The following is an 18,526-nucleotide window of genomic DNA, read 5'->3' on the forward strand; positions in this document are numbered from 1 at the left end:
GTTAGCATTAAAGTGAATTTTCCAATTAAGGAGGATTTACTATGTCACATACATTTCCCGCTCTGCCTTACCCGTACGATTCACTAGAGCCGTACATCGACGCGAAAACCATGGAAGTGCATTACAGCAAACACCACAAGACGTACTTTGATAAGTTTGTAAATGCCGTTGAAGGGAGTGAGCTCGAAACTCAGTCATTAGACGAGATCTTTGACAATATCTCTAAGCTCAGTCCAGCAGTACGTAATAATGGTGGCGGCTATTACAACCACATCATTTATTGGAATTGCATGTCACCAAACGGTGGCGGAGAGCCTCAAGGCGCGCTTGCTCAAGCAATTAACGATAAATTTGGTAGCTTTGCGCAATTTAAAGAGGCGTTTGCCCAAGCTGCCATCAATACCTTTGGGTCTGGCTTTGCATGGCTGATCGTAAAAGATGGTGAGATTCACATTACGTCCACCAGCAATCAAGATAACCCTCTGATGGACGTAGTGGATGTGCGCGGTGAACCAATCCTCGCATTAGACGTGTGGGAGCACGCGTATTACATCAGTTACCAAAACCGTCGCCCAGAATATATTGATGCGTGGTGGAACGTCGTCAACTGGCGAGCAGTTGAAGAAAACTATGCTCACGCTCTCTTATAAAGAGCATCGATACGTACGGTATTAACATCCGCGCTAATGCCTGCTTTCATACCCAGGTCAATCTTGCTGAATCTCGCATATTTCGGTGACTTGGGTATATACTGCCCCTCTCTTTGACCAACTCTATTTCAATACCATGTTTGATATCGCTTTATACGAACCAGAAATCGCGCCGAACACCGGCAACATCATTCGACTATGCGCCAACTGCGGTGCAAACCTTCACTTAATTGAACCTCTGGGTTTCGATCTTGAAGAGAAAAAAGTCCGCCGTGCTGGTTTGGATTACCATGATTTAGCTCGCGTAACACGCCATAAAAACTATCAAGCGTTCTTAGAGTATTTAGAGACAGAGAAGCAAGGTAACTACCGATTGTTTGCCTGCACCACCAAAACCACAGGTCACCACGTTGATGCACAATACCAAACGGGTGATGTTTTGATGTTTGGTCCAGAAACTCGTGGTTTGCCTGCTGAAATCATCGATAGCTTGCCAATGGAGCAGCGTATTCGCATTCCAATGATGCCGGACGCACGCAGCCTAAACCTTTCGAATGCCGTTGCGATCATTGCTTTTGAAGCATGGCGTCAAATGGGCTTTGAAGGCGCATTGTAAGCAGCACGAATTCCAAATACAGAAAAGGGCGCTTGGTGCGCCCTTTTGTTTTCTTTACTGACTAACTCAATCAGTTGAGCTTGTTGCGATCATCATCGTCTTTACGCTCGTATTCCCCTTCGAAGGTCTTGCCATTATCTGACTGGGAATCAAAAGGGTCACGACGGAACGGGTCTTGCTCAAATGGCCCCTGGTTAGAGAAACCACCTTGGAAGCCACCACCATGCATGGTTTTCACCACCATTTTGCTCATCAAGTATTTAGCTATCGCGGCGCGTGGCGCAGGAAGCAACACCAACATACCAAGGGCATCGGTCATAAAGCCCGGGGTTAACAGTAGCACGCCAGCCACCGCTAGCATTACGCCTTCAAAAATTTGCTGGGCTGGAATTTCACCTTGTTCAAGACGCCCCTGTACTGACATCAGTGTTTGTATACCTTGGCTACGAACCAACGACGCACCAACAAATGCAGTGATTAAGACTAGTGCAATGGTCGGCCATAAACCTAAAAAGCCGCCCACCTGAATAAATAAGCCGATTTCAATGATCGGAACAAAAATAAACGCTAATAATAAGATAGGAAACACACGCCCTCCTTTGTTTAATTCAGTGTAATGGTAAAAGCAGACTAAGCTCAAACGAATCGTTGTAAAAAAGCGTGTTCATACTGGTCTCCTTCTTTTTTAGAAAAAGTAGCGGGAGCGCGTTTCATTCAATTGCATACCGATTTTTTCGTGCTTTTAAAGTGCTAATTTCGAACTCTAAAAACTCATGTTTGTCGAGGAAAATCGAGTACCTATAAAGGGTTATTAATAACCCGTTCATACTTTGCAAATTATTGACTCATGAAAAACGAAAAAGGTGATCTAGTTACTATTTTTATGCGCTAGGTGCAGTATCATGTGCCACATAAGTCAGGACGGATTTTCCAGCCAAAAATTCTGATGAATGGATTCTAGATTGCAGAAATGGCTAATAAATAACTTTATTATCAGAATTATCATCTAAGGATCCTGCTATGGCTACCCTATCTGATGCTCCAAAAACAGCAAACCCAGCCACTCGTATTGAAGAAGATCTATTAGGTCAACGTCATGTCCCTGCAGATGCGTACTACGGTATTCATACGCTACGTGCGATCGAGAACTTCAACATCTCTAATATGACCATCTCTGACGTACCAGAATTTGTACGCGGCATGGTAATGACCAAAAAAGCCGCAGCGTTAGCAAACAAAGAACTTGGCGCTATTCCAAAAGACGTTGCAAACTACATCATCGAAGCGTGTGATTTGATCCTAGAAACTGGCAAGTGTATGGATCAGTTCCCATCAGACGTATTCCAAGGCGGTGCAGGCACTTCAGTTAACATGAACACGAACGAAGTGATCGCAAACGTTGCGCTTGAGTTGATGGGTAAAGAGAAAGGCCAATACGAATTTGTTAACCCAAATGACCATGTAAACAAGAGCCAATCAACCAACTGTGCGTACCCAACAGGTTTCCGTATTGCGGTATACAACAGCGTACACAAGCTAATGGAAGCAATTGAGTACCTAAAAGGCGCATTCGAACTTAAAGCCGTTGAGTTTAAAGATGTACTGAAAATGGGCCGTACTCAGCTTCAAGACGCAGTACCAATGACAGTAGGTCAAGAGTTCCATGCATGGGCGGTAACACTAAACGAAGAGATTCGTGCTCTAGATTACACATCTAAACTCCTCCTAGAAATCAACCTAGGCGCAACCGCAATCGGTACTGGTCTAAATACACCAACTGGCTACCAAGCGCTTGCAGTAAAACACCTAGCGGAAGTAACAGGCCTTGACGTTGTTGCAGCAGAAGACCTTATCGAAGCAACGTCTGACTGTGGTGCATACGTAATGACTCACGGCGCGCTAAAACGCCTAGCAGTGAAACTATCGAAGATCTGTAACGACCTTCGTCTACTTTCTTCTGGTCCTCGTGCGGGTCTAAATGAATTGAACCTACCTGAAATGCAAGCAGGCTCTTCAATCATGCCAGCTAAAGTAAACCCAGTTATCCCAGAAGTAGTAAACCAAGTTTGCTTCAAAGTTCTCGGTAACGACAACACGGTTTCTTTCGCAGCAGAAGGCGGTCAGCTACAGCTAAACGTTATGGAACCTGTGATCGCACAAAGTGTGTTTGAGTCTATCTCTCTACTACACAACGCGTGTGTGAACCTACGTGATAAATGTATCGACGGCATCACTGTGAACAAAGAAGTTTGCGAAAACTACGTTTACAACTCTATCGGTATCGTCACTTACCTAAACCCATACATCGGCCACCACGAAGGTGACATCGTAGGTAAGATTTGTGCAGAAACTGGTAAGAGTGTTCGTGAAGTCGTGCTAGAGCGCGGTCTGCTTACAGCAGAGGAGCTTGATGAAATCTTGTCAGTAGAAAACTTCATGCATCCTACTTACAAAGCAAAACGTTACGAGTAATAACGAATCCGAAGGGGGCCACTCAGGCCCCTTTTTTAGGCTCTCATACGGTTAACCACATTTTTTATATGCTTTTATTGCCGCTAAACCACTAGGTTCTCATTCTCTGAGCATTTACTCCTGTTCCTGAGTGTTCAAAAAATCAGAATCAAATAAAAAACTAAAGAGGTATCAATATGGTCATGGTCGAACTCTTCGTGGTTCTGCTCTTCATCTATTTGGGGGCAAGAATCGGTGGTATCGGCATTGGTTTTGCCGGTGGTGCTGGGGTCATTGCGTTGTCTTTGATCTTGGGCGTACCAACAAGCCAAGCTTACATTCCCGTTGACGTAATTTTGATCATCATGTCTGTAATCACCGCTATCGCAGCAATGCAGGTAGCGGGTGGTTTAGACTGGATGGTGCAAGTTGCTGAAAACTTTTTGCGCAAGCATCCTGAGCGCATCACCTTTTATGCGCCTATCGTAACTTACCTAATGACATTAATGGCGGGTACTGGCCACACGGCATTCTCTACTTTGCCAGTGATTGCAGAAGTAGCGAAAGGCCAAGGCGTGCGCCCTTCTCGTCCACTGTCTATCGCGGTCGTAGCATCGCAAATCGCTATCACCGCATCACCAATCTCAGCGGCTGTTGTAGCGTTCGCGGCAATGCTGCACCCATTTGGCGTTGACTACCTAACACTACTAGCAATCTGTATTCCAACGACGTTCATCGCGTGCATGATCGGTGCGTTCGTGGCGAATTTCATGGGCTGTGAGCTAAAAGACGATGCTGAATACCAAGAGCGTCTAGAAAAAGGCTTAATCAAGCTAAATACAGAAGCAAAACGCGAAATCCTACCAACAGCGAAGAAAGCAACCTTCATCTTCCTAGGCGCAATCGCATTTGTCGTGTGTTACGCAGCAGCAATTTCTGGCTCTGTTGGCCTTATCGAGAACCCTGCTCTAGGCCGTAACGAAGCTATCATGACGGTAATGCTAGCAGCTGCGGCAGCTATCGTAATGAGCTGTAAAATCGATGCTGGCAAAATCCCAGCCGCAGCAACATTCCGCTCTGGTATGACAGCGTGTGTGTGTGTTCTTGGTGTGGCATGGCTAGGTTCAACGTTCGTTAACGCGCACGTTGACGGCATCAAAGAAGTTGCGGGTGCGCTACTAGCAGACTACCCATGGATGCTAGCACTTGTTCTATTCTTCGCTTCAATGCTGCTTTACTCTCAAGGTGCAACCACGGTTGCGCTAATGCCAGCAGCACTTGCTATCGGTGTGGCACCACTTACCGCAGTTGCATCTTTCGCAGCAGTAAGTGCGCTATTCGTGCTGCCAACTTACCCAACGCTACTTGCCGCGGTTGAGATGGACGACACGGGTTCAACTCGTATCGGTAAGTACGTATTCAACCACCCATTCTTTGTACCTGGTGTGGTAACCATCGCTTCTGCGGTAGCACTTGGCTTCGCATTCGGTGGTCTACTGATCTAGTAGAAACAGAGTCTTACTCGGGGAGCTTCGGCTCCCTTTTTTATTGCCTGTTGTCTTGATTTATGCTCAATAAATCTTCATTTTCATGAAACTTATTGACTCGCCTCCGGGTCTGATTGAGTTACACTAACGGCAATTATCTAAGATGAATTGACTCTTTTATGCGCGCATTACTTTCCGTTTTACTCTTAGGGCTCATTACCTTTTCCACTCCGTCTTTAGCTTTATTTGGCAAAGACCAGTTTAACAGTAGCCAGAACAACAGTTTTGGTACCAGCAGCGACAGTTTTGTTCCTGTTGATCAGGCGTTTCCATTTAACTTCTACCAGCAAGATGACAAATTGATGCTCGATTGGCAGGTACGTGACGGGTACTACCTATATCAAGAGCGCTTGTCTGTAGCTGGTGAGAAAGTATCGCTAGGCGAACTGCAAATGGAAGACGGCACACCGCATAAAGATGAATTCTTTGGTGACGTGCATATCTATACTCAACCTCTCTTCGTTAATGTACCAATGCATGATTGGCAAGACGGTGCTCGCGTAGTCGTGCAATACCAAGGTTGTGCGAAAGCAGGCTTCTGTTACCCGCCAGAAACTCGCGTGATTCCTATCAACGCGTTTACTTCGTCGAACTCAGATTCAACAACGGCGACAACTGCATCAAAAGCAGAACAGGCACCAACAGCAACGCCACCAGCGGCGCAATCATCTACGTCTGATGACACATCATCAGCGCCAGTAACACAGCAAGATAGCCTTGCAGCCAACCTTGCTGATAACTGGTGGACACCACTTCTGTTCTTGGCGCTTGGTGTGGGCTTGGCGTTTACACCTTGTGTGCTGCCGATGTACCCAATTCTGACCAGCATCGTGCTTGGCAGTGGCAAACTGAGTCAGCGCCGTGCGCTAGGCTTGTCGTTTGTCTATGTACAAGGCATGGCGCTGACTTACACCCTACTCGGCCTTGTGGTGGCATCTGCAGGTATGCAGTTCCAAGCGGCAATGCAACACCCTTATGTGCTGATTGGCTTGAGCGTACTGTTCATCGCACTCGCTTTGTCTATGTTTGGTCTGTACTCATTACAGCTACCAAGCAGCGTTCAAACGTGGTTAAACAACCTCAGCAACAAACAGCAAGGCGGCAGCAGTGCTGGCGTGTTTGCAATGGGGGCAATATCTGGCTTGGTGTGCTCACCATGTACCACGGCACCTCTGTCTGGTGCGCTACTTTACGTTGCACAAAGCGGCGATTTGCTTACCGGTGGTATCGCGTTATACGCGCTGGCGATGGGCATGGGTATTCCGCTGATTCTTGTTGCGGTCTTCGGCAACAAACTGCTACCAAAAGCAGGTGGTTGGATGGACCGAGTGAAAACACTCTTCGGCTTTATTCTGCTTGCCGCACCTATCTTCTTACTAGAACGTATCATGCCAGAAATGTGGTCAACGATTCTGTGGTCAGCACTGGGTATTGCTGCTTTTGGTTGGCTATACCACATCAAAAACAGTCTAGAGTTTGGTGGCTGGAAACAAAGTGCCGTGGGCATAATCGCCGTCTTAGGTTTGCTAGCCTCAGCACAACCTATTTTAAATTACTGGTTTGGCAACAGCACAACACAAACTCAGCAAGCCACTGTTAGCTTTACTCGCATTGCTAACGTGGCGGAGCTTGAAGAACAACTGGCACTTGCGAAAGCGGCAGGTAAACCCGTCATGCTCGATTTCTACGCCGATTGGTGTGTAGCATGTAAAGAGTTTGAAAAGTACACCTTCCATGACCCAAGCGTCGAAGCCAAACTGCAAGACTTCGTTCTTCTGCAAGCGGACGTGACCAAAAACCAAGTGCAAGACATCGAACTACTGAAGCACATGAGTGTGCTTGGTTTACCAACAATTGAGTTTTGGGATGCCAGTGGTGAACGCGTTTCAAACGCTCGTTTGACGGGCTTTATGCAAGCCGAGCCTTTCTTAGAGCATATCAAGCAGTTCTGATAACCAGATATTCAAACGCCAGTGATGTCCACTGGCGTTTTTTATTGCTCAGATTTGAATAAGAACATTGCGTTTATATGCAATTTTCCTAATAAAAGTCGATTTGGTTCAGACTTTTAGCGAATAAATATTGTCCACTCTCTCAAAGCTGGACAATAATAAATTTAACTAAATAGTCAAAAGTGTTTAACGTCATGGATTCGACCTACACCATCATTATTGCAGATGATCACCCACTCTTCCGGAATGCCTTGTTTCAATCTATCCACATGGCTATTAGTGGTGCAAATTTGCTGGAAGCGGACTCACTCGACGCACTTCTGGCTTTGTTAGAACGAGAGGAAGAGCCAGATTTAGTGCTATTGGATCTCAAAATGCCAGGAGCAAATGGTATGTCTGGCTTGATTCATTTGCGAGCAGAGCATCCAGATTTACCTATCGTCGTCGTTTCAGCGAGTGAAGAGCCGGCGATCGTGACGCAGGTGAAAAGCCATGGTGCATTTGGTTTTATTCCCAAGTCCAGCGACATGCGCGAATTAGTGAACGCGCTCAATCAAGTGCTGAATGGCGACCCATACTTCCCTGAAGGGTTGATCACCAATAACGCGGCATGTAATGACTTAGCGGAAAAGATTGCTGCGCTAACACCGCAGCAATATAAAGTGTTGGGAATGTTGTCCGATGGCTTGCTGAACAAGCAAATCGCTTACGAATTGAATGTTTCAGAAGCCACCATAAAAGCGCACATGACAGCGATTTTCCGTAAGCTCGGTGTAAAGAACCGCACGCAAGCCGTGATTATGCTGACGGAAATGAGCGACTAGATTGACGTCTTATCGTCAGACTTACTTTTTTCGTTTGGCAATCGGATACCGACTTTAGTGACCTGCTGATCAACAACATCAGCGACGATCCAATGCAAACCTTGCCACTCGAAATGGTCTCCCAATACTGGCGTGCTACCTAATTGCTCTTCGACAAGGTTTCTCAAACTTTTATCCAGCGGCTCATCCCCCAGATTCAAACCATACATCACGGCAATATCGGCAAGCTTCACTTCAATATCGAGGAAGAAGTCACCGAAGAATCGCGCTAGCGACGCTTTCTCTGGGGCTTCACTAAACAGTAAGCTCAGTGCATCTAAATCCTTTTCTTGTGCTAATACACACAAGGTATCATCTTCCTCAAGACGCGTACTGCCGGATGGGTGCAATAGCTCTTTACTGCGAAATACAGCGGCGATACGCGTTCCTTCCGGCATCGAAAGACTACGTAATGGCTCACCAATGCACCATTTATCTGCTTTAAGTCTATAGATAAACAGCTCCCACTCACTGGTCGGGTAAATCTCTACACCCGTACGCGAAATTGGCTCAGGCTTAGAAGGTAGCTCGACCTTTGCAAGAGACATCGCCTTAGTCAACGTGCCCCCTTGTACTATCAAAGACACCATTACTACAAAGAATGCCAAATTGAAGTACAGTTGAGCATCTGGCAACCCTGCCATCATTGGAAATACCGCGAGGATGATAGGTACAGCGCCACGCAATCCTACCCAAGAGACAAACCACTTTTCACGTGGCGTGAAACTCTTGAATGGCAGTAAACCAATCCAAACTGAGATTGGTCGGGCAAACAAAATCATCCCGAAGGCAAGCGCAAGACCTGGCAACGCAATAGAGAGTAAATTAGATGGTGTAACCAACAAGCCAAGCACCAAAAACATACCAATTTGAGCTAGCCACGTCATACCATCTAAAACATGAAGAATAGAGTGTCGGCTGCGTGTTGGACGGTTACCTAATAAAAGACCAACGAGGTAAATCGACAAAATACCACTGCCACCCAAAGTGTTAGATAAAGCAAAAATAAGCAAGCCACCACTGACCGTTAAAATAGAATACAGCCCATCTGGTAATTGATTGCGATTGATAACTTTCCATAAGATCCAGCCACCAGCGAAGCCAAGTAACGCGCCGATACCAAACTGCTTAAGAAAACTGAACGCCAAAAAGCCCGCACTTAAATCTGCGCCAGGGTTCGCTAAAATAGCAATCAGAGTTACGGTCAGAAACACCGCCATAGGGTCATTGGTGCCGGATTCAATTTCCAGCGTTGAACCAACACGTTCGTTCAGGCTACGACCTTTGAGTAGAGAGAAGACCGCGGCAGCATCGGTGGAACCAACAATCGCACCAACCAATATGCCTTGCAATAAATCTAAGTCGAATAACCACGTTGCCATCAGCCCGGTCAAAATGGTGGTGATCGCAACGCCAAATGTCGCCAAAGAGACCGAGGGCCATAACGCAACCCTAAAGCTGGCGACCCGCGTTCTCATCCCACCATCAAGCAAAATGATGGCTAATGCGAGGTTACTAACCAAATAAGCGATGGAAAAGTTATCGAATAAAATGCCGCCTAAGCCGTCTTCCCCCGCCAGCATTCCAACGGCTAAAAATACCAAAAGAATTGGGATCCCCAACTTAGAAGACACTGGGCTTAAAAGAACGCTAAGTGCGATTAACAACGCACCTATTAGAAAAAAACTGTTAATGGTGTCTGCGTCCATTCTCACCCTCCCTTAATGAAAAACGATAATAATTGTGATGAGCAAGGCTACTTCGTTAATGAAGTAATGCCCTAATCTGCCTCCCCTTTACACCGTCTCAAAATGCGAGGTTGTACGAGAATGACTCAGTTATATTACTTTATTGTGCGTTAAAACGGTGATTTGATGCGAAAACTTTATGTAAATAAATTACTTGTGAGCTTTCTTATCTACGCCTTCTCTCTTTAAGAGCCACAAGATCACCACCAATACTTACACAGCATCTCCAAGTTCAATGAAGAAAAGATTAATGGCCAGTCTTAATCATGCTTGTTTATCCAATCAACCTTTAGACCTTTGGCTAACTTAACAGTTTATTAACATAATATTTTACCCCTTTGTTCGCTGCAAAAGCCCATAGCATGGGGATTCTTCATTTTTAACACCCCGACTAAAGTTGAAAAGAGTTATTGCCAACACCTTGCTAATGTACACATTGAAACATTTCATTAACAACAATACCAATCGTAAGGAGACGGCAATGGCATTTGAAAGCGAAGAAAGAGCCAAAGCCTATTGGGACAAAAACGTGAAGCTCATGATCGGCCTAATGGTCATCTGGTTCGTCGTGTCTTTCGGCTGCGGCATCTTATTTGTCGACGTACTAAATCAATTTCAACTAGGCGGTTACAAACTCGGTTTCTGGTTTGCTCAACAAGGCTCCATCTATGCCTTCCTAGGAATTATTTTCTATTACGCATGGAAGATGCGCCAAATTGACCGTGAATTCGGCGTGGACGAATAAGGAGTCACTCAGATGGATTTGAAAACTATTACCTACCTGGTCGTTGGCGCCACGTTCATCCTGTACATCGGGATTGCTATTTGGGCTCGCGCCGGCTCAACCAAAGAGTTTTATGTTGCTGGTGGCGGTGTAAACCCGATTGCAAACGGTATGGCAACCGCAGCCGATTGGATGTCCGCAGCGTCGTTTATCTCAATGGCAGGCTTAATTGCCTTCATGGGCTATGGCGGCTCAGTATTTCTAATGGGTTGGACTGGTGGTTACGTTCTGCTTGCGCTGTTGCTAGCGCCTTACCTACGCAAATTTGGTAAGTTTACGGTGCCAGAGTTTGTTGGTGAACGCTTTTACTCCAACACAGCACGTATCGTAGCGGTTGTTTGTCTTATCATCGCATCAGTGACTTATGTTATCGGTCAGATGAAAGGCGTGGGCGTTGCGTTTGGTCGCTTCTTAGAAGTGGACTACTCCACTGGCCTATTAATTGGTATGTGTATCGTTTTCATGTACGCGGTTCTTGGCGGCATGAAAGGCATCACTTACACGCAGATTGCTCAATATTGCGTACTCATTCTTGCTTACACTATCCCTGCAATCTTTATCTCTCTGCAACTCACTGGTAACCCAATCCCACAAATTGGTCTGGGGAGTACCATGGCTGGTACCGATGTCTATCTACTCGATCGGCTTGACCAAGTGGTGACCGAACTCGGATTCAGTGAATACACGACCCAAGTACGTGGCGACACACTTAATATGTTTGTCTACACCATGTCACTGATGATTGGTACTGCCGGTCTACCACACGTAATTATCCGTTTCTTTACCGTGCCGAAGGTTCGCGACGCACGTACATCAGCAGGCTGGGCTCTGATCTTCATCGCAATCCTTTACACTACAGCACCAGCGGTATCAGCGATGGCTCGTCTCAACCTAATGAATACGGTAAATCCAGCTCCGGGTCAGCACCTAGCGTATGACGAGCGTCCTGCGTGGTTCAAAAACTGGGAAACAACTGGACTACTCGGTTTTGACGATAAAAATGGCGATGGCAATATCCAATACACTTCAGATGCGTCCACCAACGAACTGCGCGTTGATAACGACATCATGGTATTGGCTAACCCAGAGATCGCTAAACTACCAAACTGGGTGATCGCACTTGTGGCAGCAGGTGGTCTTGCAGCTGCACTATCTACCGCAGCAGGTTTACTACTCGCCATTTCTTCAGCTATTTCCCATGACTTAATCAAAGGGGTTATCAATCCGAACATATCCGAGAAAAAAGAGCTACTTGCTAGTCGAATATCAATGGCAGTAGCGATAGCAGCCGCAGGCTATCTCGGTTTAAATCCGCCTGGATTTGCCGCAGGTACGGTAGCACTCGCCTTTGGTCTTGCCGCTTCATCCATCTTCCCTGCATTGATGATGGGCATCTTCAGCAAGAGCATCAACAAAGAAGGCGCAATCGCCGGTATGATTGCGGGTATCAGTATTACGCTGTTCTACGTATTCCAACACAAAGGCATTCTTTTCGTTGCTGATTGGAAATATCTAGAAAGCTGGGGAACAAACTGGTTCCTAGGTATTGAGCCAAACGCGTTTGGTGCTATTGGCGCACTATTTAACTTCATCGTCGCATTCGCTGTATCCAAAGTAACAGCAGAAACGCCACAAGAAGTAAAAGACCTAGTCGAACACGTTCGCGTGCCAGTAGGTGCTGGTAGTGCAGTGGATCACTAAAAACTAATCAAAACCACAAAAGCCCCGTTTGGAACCAGCCGTCCGGGGCTTTTTTATTCTCACTTTTCAGTTACCATATTCGCAGTATGTCGTTGCAAGGAAGCCAAGATGTTCAAAAACAAGCACTTTATTCTCGCTCTACTGATTGCGCCAGTTCTCTCTTTGATCGCTTACTTCGGTACCGATATGGCCCTCAGCGAGAAGCCCCACGCGGCGCAAGAAGGGGAAACTTACAAACTCGCGAGTAAGTCTAATTGTCGTTACACCAGCGGTCTGTGTGATATGGAAAATGGCGATTTTAAAGTGAAATTTCGCTCGGAAAAACTCACTAAAAATAACTTAGAATTGTCACTCAACGCCGCTTACCCACTCGAAGGGGTTAAAGTTTCTATTGTGAGTGACAAAGAAAAAAACGCTCAACCGATTGATATGAAGCCCGCCGATCAAGCAGGCCAAAGCTGGTACATCACCTTACCAAAGCCTGCATCTGCAGAAAGCTGGTTAAGAGTCGTCATTCAATCAGGCGGCACACTATATTATGGTGAAACACAAACCGCATTTGTGAAGTACGAAACCTTATTTACTGAATAACGGTGACAAGCTAATTCACCGGTCTTCAAACGACATTGAATTAGTTTCACTTAGCATAAATGAATTCCTACTCAGCCGACGCCTTTGCGTCGGCTTTTGTTTCCGTAAGTCTTTCTTCAACAACCTCTTACTCTAAAAAGGGTTGCCAACCCACAAGTTAATTGATAATAATTATCATTACATTCAATGAGAGGTGGTTATGGACAACAAACGGGACATCTTTAACGCATTTTTTAAAGCCCAAGATAGATTCCTTCTCGCCGCACCACATGGCTTTGAGCCAGACGTGATTCATGACTATATTCATTGGGGAATGGTGTTGTCTTCCTGTTATGAACACGATGCCGATGAAGAAAATCTATTGTTGTGTGAGCTGTTTTTACGTCAGGTTTATTTCCATTTACTAGACGCAATTCAAGACTCAACTCGCAGTCGTATCTTCCGTCGTGTTTGTCTCGATTCTATCCATACGCCATTATTCTGCCTCAAACGCTATTACTACCAGTTTGAACAAGGCGACGTGAAATTTCTCGCACTACAACAACAATTACGCCTGATTCAAATCTCACTCGATTAACCAAAAGGATCCCTACCATGAGCACCGAATTCCGCATAGAAACTGACAGTATGGGCGAAGTAACGGTCCCTGCAGATGCTCTCTACCAAGCCCAAACTCAACGCGCCGTCGATAACTTCTCATTCAGTCAACATAAAATGCCATCTGGTTTTATCAAAGCGTTAGCACACATCAAGCAGACTGCGGCACTCACCAACGCACAGCTAGGGCTGCTTGAGGGAGATATTGCCAACGCGATTGCTGACGCAGCTCAAGCAATTATCGAAGGCAATCATATTGAGCAATTCCCAATTGACGTGTTCCAAACGGGATCTGGCACTAGCTCAAATATGAATGCGAATGAAGTAATTGCAACACTGGCCTCCCAGCATCTAGGCGGCACTGTCAGCCCTAATGATCACGTCAACATGGGGCAAAGCAGCAACGATGTGGTACCAACGGCCATTCAAGTTAGCGCAGCATTAGCCATCGAAAAACAGCTCTTCCCGGCCCTGTCACACCTCAGCCAAACACTAGAGTCTAAACAGCAAGCATTGAAAGATGTTGTAAAAACCGGTCGCACCCACTTAATGGACGCGATGCCAATTACCTTTGCTCAAGAACTTGGCGGTTGGCAGTTCCAAATCGAGCATGCAAAACAAGCGATTGAACAAGCTCTTCCTGCTGTAAAAGCCTTAGCCCAAGGTGGTACGGCGGTTGGAACGGGGATCAATGCCGATCCACGCTTTGCAGACTTATTCGCTAGCAACCTAACCCAGTCAACTCGTATTCAGTTCACGGCCAGTGATAACTTCTTTTTCAATTTAAGCAGTCAAGATGCGATCGTCGCTCTGTCGGGACAGCTCAAAACAGCAGCAGTTGCGATCATGAAGATCGCAAACGATCTTCGTTGGATGAATTCAGGCCCATTGGCTGGTTTAGGTGAGATTGAATTACAAGGCTTGCAACCGGGTTCTTCCATCATGCCTGGCAAAGTAAATCCTGTGATCCCAGAAGCCGCAGCTATGGCATCAGCGCAAGTCATTGGTAATGACACCACCATTACCGTCGCAGGCCAAGCGGGCAACTTCCAGCTTAACGTCATGCTGCCAGTTATTGCTCATAACGTATTGGAGAGCGTCGAGTTACTCTCTAACAGCGCAACCGCTTTAGCTGACAAAGCCATTGCGACGTTTGAAGTTCGCCAAGATAACTTGGATGTAGCACTCGCCAAAAACCCTATTTTGGTCACGGCTCTCAACCCGGTCATTGGTTACCTAAAAGCGGCAGAAGTCGCGAAAAAAGCCTACAAACAGGGACGCGCGATTATTGATGTCGCGGAAGAAGAAACTGATTTGGATAGAGCCACACTAGAGCGATTACTTAATCCAGCCAAACTGACTCAAGGCGGAGTCGCAGAATAAGCGGCAAACTCAGCCTATCAACTAAGATTACAAACATCGAGACCTCCATTCGGAGGTCTCTTTTTATAGCGATTTTTCAAACACTCCAATCCTAAGCGACTCGATTGAGCACCGAACGCAGCTTAAGCGGCTTAACTGGCTTAGCAATAAAGCTGAACCCATTTGCTTTGATGCCATCAAGCATATCATCGGTACGATCTGCACTGATGATGACGCCTTCAAAGCTGTGGCCTAATCTCAGGCGGCATTGCTGTAGCACTTCTAAACCAGTACGACCATCATCAAGTCGGTAATCGGAGAAAATTACATCCGGAATCCAACCATCCTCAAGCGCTTGTAGACTTTCAACTAAATCAATCGCAACTCGTGTATCGCAGCCCCATCGGGAAAGTAAGTTTTCCATGCCGACTAGAATGTCAGGCTCATTATCGACACATAGGATTCTCAGATGACCAAGTTCAGATTGCTTACTCATTGCCACGTGAACTGGATGAGGCTGAACATGATCAGCTTTATCTAGGGTGATGGAAAAAACACTGCCTTTTCCAACCCAAGAGCGCATCGAAATTTCATGCCCAAGTACCTGAGCAATTCCTTTCGAAATCGCCAAACCAAGTCCGAGACCTTGGTCGGAACGAACTTGAGTTCCGCGATTAAACTCTTCAAAAATCTCTTGCTGCTTCTCTTCTTCAATCCCCACTCCATTATCCCATACATCAATACGCACTCGCCCTTTCACGCGGCGAACACCGAGTGCGACTTTGCCATTCGGGTTATAACGAAACGCATTGGTCAGGAAGTTTTGCACCACACGGCGCAGCAGTTTGGGATCCGACTTAACCATGAGTGAGGACGGAATCATGGTGAACTCTATACCTTGCTGTTTGGCTAACGCACTAAACTCAGCATTCAAATTCGATAACACATCATTTAACGCAAAGCCATGCACGTTGACTTCCAACTTGCCCGATTCCAAACGCGAGATATCCAGCAAATCTCCAATTAAGTCTTCGGCAGCCTCTAAAGCACTTTCAATGTGTGCTGACAGCTTTTTGGCTTCGCTGTCTTTGGCGACTTCCGATAGTGAAGAAGCGAATAGACGCGCCGCGTTGAGCGGTTGCATCAAGTCATGGCTTACTGCCGCCAAGAACCGTGATTTGGATTTCGATTCCAAATCCGAGCGCTGCGTCGCTTCCACCAGCTGCTTGTTAAGTTGTTCTAATTCTCGAGTCCGCAGACGTACCCTTTCTTCCAATGTCTCGTTGGCGTCTTTCAGTGCTTGCTCTGCATCACGGAATACGGTGATGTCGGTAAAGCTCATCACAAAGCCACCACCTGGCATTGGGTTACCTTGCACCTCTATCACGCGACCATCGGGACGAACCCGAGAAGAGGTGTGCCGAGTCCCTTGCTCAAGGTGATAAACACGGCGACGAACGTGGTCATCAGGGTCACCAGGGCCACACAACCCCTGCTCTGCATTGTGCCGAATCACATCCGCAATCGGTCGACCTACTTGAATCAGGCCTGGCGGAAATTCAAAGAGTTCTAAATAGCGTTGGTTCCACGCTACCAAGCGTAGTTGCTTATCGACGACCGCAATACCTTGTCCAATATGCTCAATCGCGCCTTGGAGTAAACCCCGACTAAAATCGTACAGTTCAGAGGCTTCATCGACGATAGTCGCCACCTCTTCAAGCTGCATGTTTCTTCCTTGCAGAGCGGAAGTAAGTACTAACTTAGCAGAAGATGCACCAAATACCCCTGCTAGCACACGCTCCGTATGCCGAATCAGAGAAGATGGCGCTTGCTGATTCGGCATTAACTCTTCTCGTTGCTGGCTCCAGTAGGCTTGAAACGCCGCTTTAACTCGCGTTCGTCCGACAAATCTGGACGCTAGCATTTCCAGTTCCGCAACCGTAACGCGGCTCTGGTACAGGCTCATATTTTCGCTTTCAGGCAGCGGTGTACCAACGAATGATGCCGATTGTAAGCGCTCACTTAGGCTTGGTCGGGTAGCCATAGAAACCACAACAAAACACACTGCATTAGCGACCACACTGAGGATCATCCCCCAATCTGAAATCGCGATATCAAAACTAGCCAATACCTCTGGTGGCGTAATCAACCAGATCAGGAAGTTATTACTGGCGTCTCCGGCAAGCATGTCTGTTTGGCTCATTAACGTAATCAACCAGGTAGCAAAACCCACCGCGAGGCCAACATACACACCTTTCTTATTCCCTTGACGCCAATACATACCGCCAACCAGCGCAGGAGCAAATTGCGTGATAGCCGCGAACGAGAGAAAGCCGATAGCAGAAAGTGAATGAATGGTGTCCAACGCTTGATAGAAACACCACGCGCCAATCAACAAAACTAAAATCAAACCACGGCGGATCCGCAGTAATAATTCAGAAAAATGGTGGTGGTTACGCTGCGTCAGTCGCATGCGACGCAATAGCAATGGCATAACCAAGTCATTCGAGACCATGATCGCTAAGGCAATCGTCGATACGATAACCATGCCGCTTGCCGCTGAAGTACCGCCTAGAAACGCAAGCAAGGCGATTTCACTCGCCCCGACCGACATCGGCACACTGATGACATAAGTATCAGGCGAAGCGCCACTCAAGAGGCCTTGCCCTACCCACGCAATAGGTAAAACAAAAATCCCCATTAAGATCAGATAAATGGGGAACAACCAACGAGCCACGTGCAAATCTTGAGCACGTTCATTTTCCACCACCATCGTATGGAATTGTCGCGGAAGGCAAACGATCGCCAGCATGGTCAGTACAGTATGAATCAATATAGTCGGGATATTTGGTGACTGATACGTCTGCGCGGCAACATCAAGTAAGCTCAAACTCTCGGTGTTCATCGCCAACCAAACAATGAAGACACCGACCACTAAAAAAGCCAGCAGTTTGATAATGGATTCGAAGGCAATTGCCATCATCATCCCACGATGGTGTTCCGTGTTATCAATGTGGCGGGTACCGAATAGCATCGTAAAAATCGCCAATGCGACCACAACAAACCACGACACGCTATCGTTTTGATAACCAAAATCAGTAGCCAGCTCCGGAGCAATAATTTCAAGCCCCATAGTGATACCACGCAGCTGTAAAGCGATGTACGGCAAAATTCCCGCAACCGCTATGAGCGTAACAACCACGGCCAAACCTTGGGATTTACCGTAGCGTGCTCCGATAAAGTCAGCAATCGACGTGATGTGTTCCCGTTTAGCAATCAAAATAAGCCGAGCTAAAACGCGCCATCCGATGGTAAACACTAAAATGGGAGCAATATAGATGGGCAAGAAAGACCAAGGATTACTGCTGGCCTGCCCGACCGTGCCGTAGAAGGTCCATGATGTACAGTACACCGCAATGGAAAGGCTATAAATCCAAGGCCGCCAGCGTGCTAGCCACCTTTTCTGAATGTCGCCGTACCACGCGATGATAAATAAAGCTCCCAAATACGCTAAAGAAACGGGAACCACCAGCCATCCTTGCATCCGATATCCTTTCTTGCCTTTCTTGCTACTTTTAAAGCAAGAGAGTAAATTACCACCTTCTAAAGAAGGTGGCTTTGTGTGAGCCCCCTAAAAGGGGGCCTTTGTTTAGTCCAGCGCCAA

Annotated in this window: 14 protein-coding genes; 11 read left to right on the plus strand and 3 right to left on the minus strand. The window is 46.6% G+C overall.

Going from position 1 to position 18,526, the window contains the following annotated elements; translation table 11 throughout:
• The first annotated feature begins 41 nt into the window (after positions 1-41).
• Both R7127_RS21310 and trmL read left to right on the plus strand, forming a co-directional pair.
• Positions 42-650: a superoxide dismutase gene (locus tag R7127_RS21310; RefSeq protein ID WP_005382382.1), complete on the plus strand. Its 609-nt coding sequence runs from the start codon at positions 42-44 to the stop codon at positions 648-650.
• Positions 651-786: 136 nt separating this feature from the next.
• The gene (trmL, locus tag R7127_RS21315; protein WP_053303025.1) at positions 787-1,266 is read left to right on the plus strand and encodes a tRNA (uridine(34)/cytosine(34)/5-carboxymethylaminomethyluridine(34)-2'-O)-methyltransferase TrmL; all 480 of its coding nucleotides are present in this window, start codon (positions 787-789) and stop codon (positions 1,264-1,266) included.
• A gap of 70 nt (positions 1,267-1,336) precedes the next feature.
• Here trmL and R7127_RS21320 read toward each other — a convergent pair whose 3' ends face one another.
• Positions 1,337-1,855: an FxsA family protein gene (locus R7127_RS21320; RefSeq protein ID WP_005386383.1), complete on the minus strand. Its 519-nt coding sequence runs from the start codon at positions 1,853-1,855 to the stop codon at positions 1,337-1,339.
• Positions 1,856-2,286: 431 nt separating this feature from the next.
• On the opposite strand from R7127_RS21320, the gene aspA reads away from it, so the two are divergent.
• From aspA to R7127_RS21340, 4 genes are all read left to right on the plus strand, one after another.
• On the plus strand, positions 2,287-3,738 hold the full coding sequence (gene aspA / locus R7127_RS21325; RefSeq protein ID WP_005382379.1) for an aspartate ammonia-lyase: 1,452 nt from the start codon (positions 2,287-2,289) through the stop codon (positions 3,736-3,738).
• A 176-nt stretch (positions 3,739-3,914) separates the two neighbouring features.
• The gene (locus R7127_RS21330) at positions 3,915-5,222 is read left to right on the plus strand and encodes an anaerobic C4-dicarboxylate transporter (RefSeq protein WP_005382378.1); all 1,308 of its coding nucleotides are present in this window, start codon (positions 3,915-3,917) and stop codon (positions 5,220-5,222) included.
• A gap of 161 nt (positions 5,223-5,383) precedes the next feature.
• A complete protein-coding gene (locus R7127_RS21335) occupies positions 5,384-7,216 on the plus strand; it encodes a protein-disulfide reductase DsbD (protein WP_206971458.1) in 1,833 nt (610 codons plus the stop codon).
• A 194-nt stretch (positions 7,217-7,410) separates the two neighbouring features.
• Complete coding sequence (locus R7127_RS21340; RefSeq protein ID WP_005382375.1) at positions 7,411-8,040, plus strand: response regulator; 630 nt, start codon at positions 7,411-7,413, stop codon at positions 8,038-8,040.
• Here the strand turns inward: R7127_RS21340 and R7127_RS21345 are convergent.
• Positions 8,037-9,788: a potassium/proton antiporter gene (locus R7127_RS21345; protein WP_005382374.1), complete on the minus strand. Its 1,752-nt coding sequence runs from the start codon at positions 9,786-9,788 to the stop codon at positions 8,037-8,039. The two genes, R7127_RS21340 and R7127_RS21345, sit on opposite strands and share 4 nt — an antisense overlap.
• A 520-nt stretch (positions 9,789-10,308) precedes the next feature.
• On the opposite strand from R7127_RS21345, the gene R7127_RS21350 reads away from it, so the two are divergent.
• The 5 genes from R7127_RS21350 (at position 10,309) to R7127_RS21370 (ending at position 14,883) form a co-directional block, all read left to right on the plus strand.
• Positions 10,309-10,572, plus strand: a complete 264-nt coding sequence (locus tag R7127_RS21350; RefSeq protein WP_005382373.1) for a DUF4212 domain-containing protein — start codon at positions 10,309-10,311, stop codon at positions 10,570-10,572.
• 12 nt (positions 10,573-10,584) lie between these two features.
• Positions 10,585-12,312: a sodium:solute symporter family protein gene (locus R7127_RS21355; RefSeq protein WP_005382372.1), complete on the plus strand. Its 1,728-nt coding sequence runs from the start codon at positions 10,585-10,587 to the stop codon at positions 12,310-12,312.
• Between the two features lie 108 nt (positions 12,313-12,420).
• The gene (locus R7127_RS21360) at positions 12,421-12,903 is read left to right on the plus strand and encodes a hypothetical protein (RefSeq protein WP_005382371.1); all 483 of its coding nucleotides are present in this window, start codon (positions 12,421-12,423) and stop codon (positions 12,901-12,903) included.
• A 199-nt stretch (positions 12,904-13,102) separates the two neighbouring features.
• Positions 13,103-13,480 carry a hypothetical protein gene (locus R7127_RS21365; RefSeq protein WP_005382370.1) on the plus strand — a complete coding sequence of 126 codons (378 nt, stop codon included), beginning with the start codon at positions 13,103-13,105 and terminating at the stop codon, positions 13,478-13,480.
• Positions 13,481-13,497: 17 nt separating this feature from the next.
• On the plus strand, positions 13,498-14,883 hold the full coding sequence (locus R7127_RS21370; RefSeq protein ID WP_176311193.1) for a class II fumarate hydratase: 1,386 nt from the start codon (positions 13,498-13,500) through the stop codon (positions 14,881-14,883).
• A gap of 91 nt (positions 14,884-14,974) precedes the next feature.
• On the opposite strand, the gene R7127_RS21375 is transcribed toward R7127_RS21370, so the two are convergent.
• The gene (locus tag R7127_RS21375; RefSeq protein WP_033907290.1) at positions 14,975-18,406 is read right to left on the minus strand and encodes a PAS-domain containing protein; all 3,432 of its coding nucleotides are present in this window, start codon (positions 18,404-18,406) and stop codon (positions 14,975-14,977) included.
• Positions 18,407-18,526 lie beyond the last annotated feature (120 nt).

Origin of the sequence: Vibrio sp. 1159 (assembly GCF_033340395.1) — a bacterium.
GTDB lineage: Bacteria > Pseudomonadota > Gammaproteobacteria > Enterobacterales > Vibrionaceae > Vibrio > Vibrio alginolyticus.

Coding starts and splice junctions, on each gene's coding strand:
- R7127_RS21350 (WP_005382373.1), top strand. CDS start 10,309: ATGGCATTTGAAAGCGAAGAAAGAGCCAAAGCCTATTGGGACAAAAAC.
- R7127_RS21335 (WP_206971458.1), top strand. CDS start 5,384: ATGCGCGCATTACTTTCCGTTTTACTCTTAGGGCTCATTACCTTTTCC.
- R7127_RS21370 (WP_176311193.1), top strand. CDS start 13,498: ATGAGCACCGAATTCCGCATAGAAACTGACAGTATGGGCGAAGTAACG.
- R7127_RS21310 (WP_005382382.1), top strand. CDS start 42: ATGTCACATACATTTCCCGCTCTGCCTTACCCGTACGATTCACTAGAG.
- R7127_RS21375 (WP_033907290.1), bottom strand. CDS start 18,406: ATGCAAGGATGGCTGGTGGTTCCCGTTTCTTTAGCGTATTTGGGAGCT.
- R7127_RS21355 (WP_005382372.1), top strand. CDS start 10,585: ATGGATTTGAAAACTATTACCTACCTGGTCGTTGGCGCCACGTTCATC.
- R7127_RS21360 (WP_005382371.1), top strand. CDS start 12,421: ATGTTCAAAAACAAGCACTTTATTCTCGCTCTACTGATTGCGCCAGTT.
- R7127_RS21340 (WP_005382375.1), top strand. CDS start 7,411: ATGGATTCGACCTACACCATCATTATTGCAGATGATCACCCACTCTTC.
- R7127_RS21345 (WP_005382374.1), bottom strand. CDS start 9,788: ATGGACGCAGACACCATTAACAGTTTTTTTCTAATAGGTGCGTTGTTA.
- trmL (WP_053303025.1), top strand. CDS start 787: ATGTTTGATATCGCTTTATACGAACCAGAAATCGCGCCGAACACCGGC.
- R7127_RS21330 (WP_005382378.1), top strand. CDS start 3,915: ATGGTCATGGTCGAACTCTTCGTGGTTCTGCTCTTCATCTATTTGGGG.
- R7127_RS21365 (WP_005382370.1), top strand. CDS start 13,103: ATGGACAACAAACGGGACATCTTTAACGCATTTTTTAAAGCCCAAGAT.
- aspA (WP_005382379.1), top strand. CDS start 2,287: ATGGCTACCCTATCTGATGCTCCAAAAACAGCAAACCCAGCCACTCGT.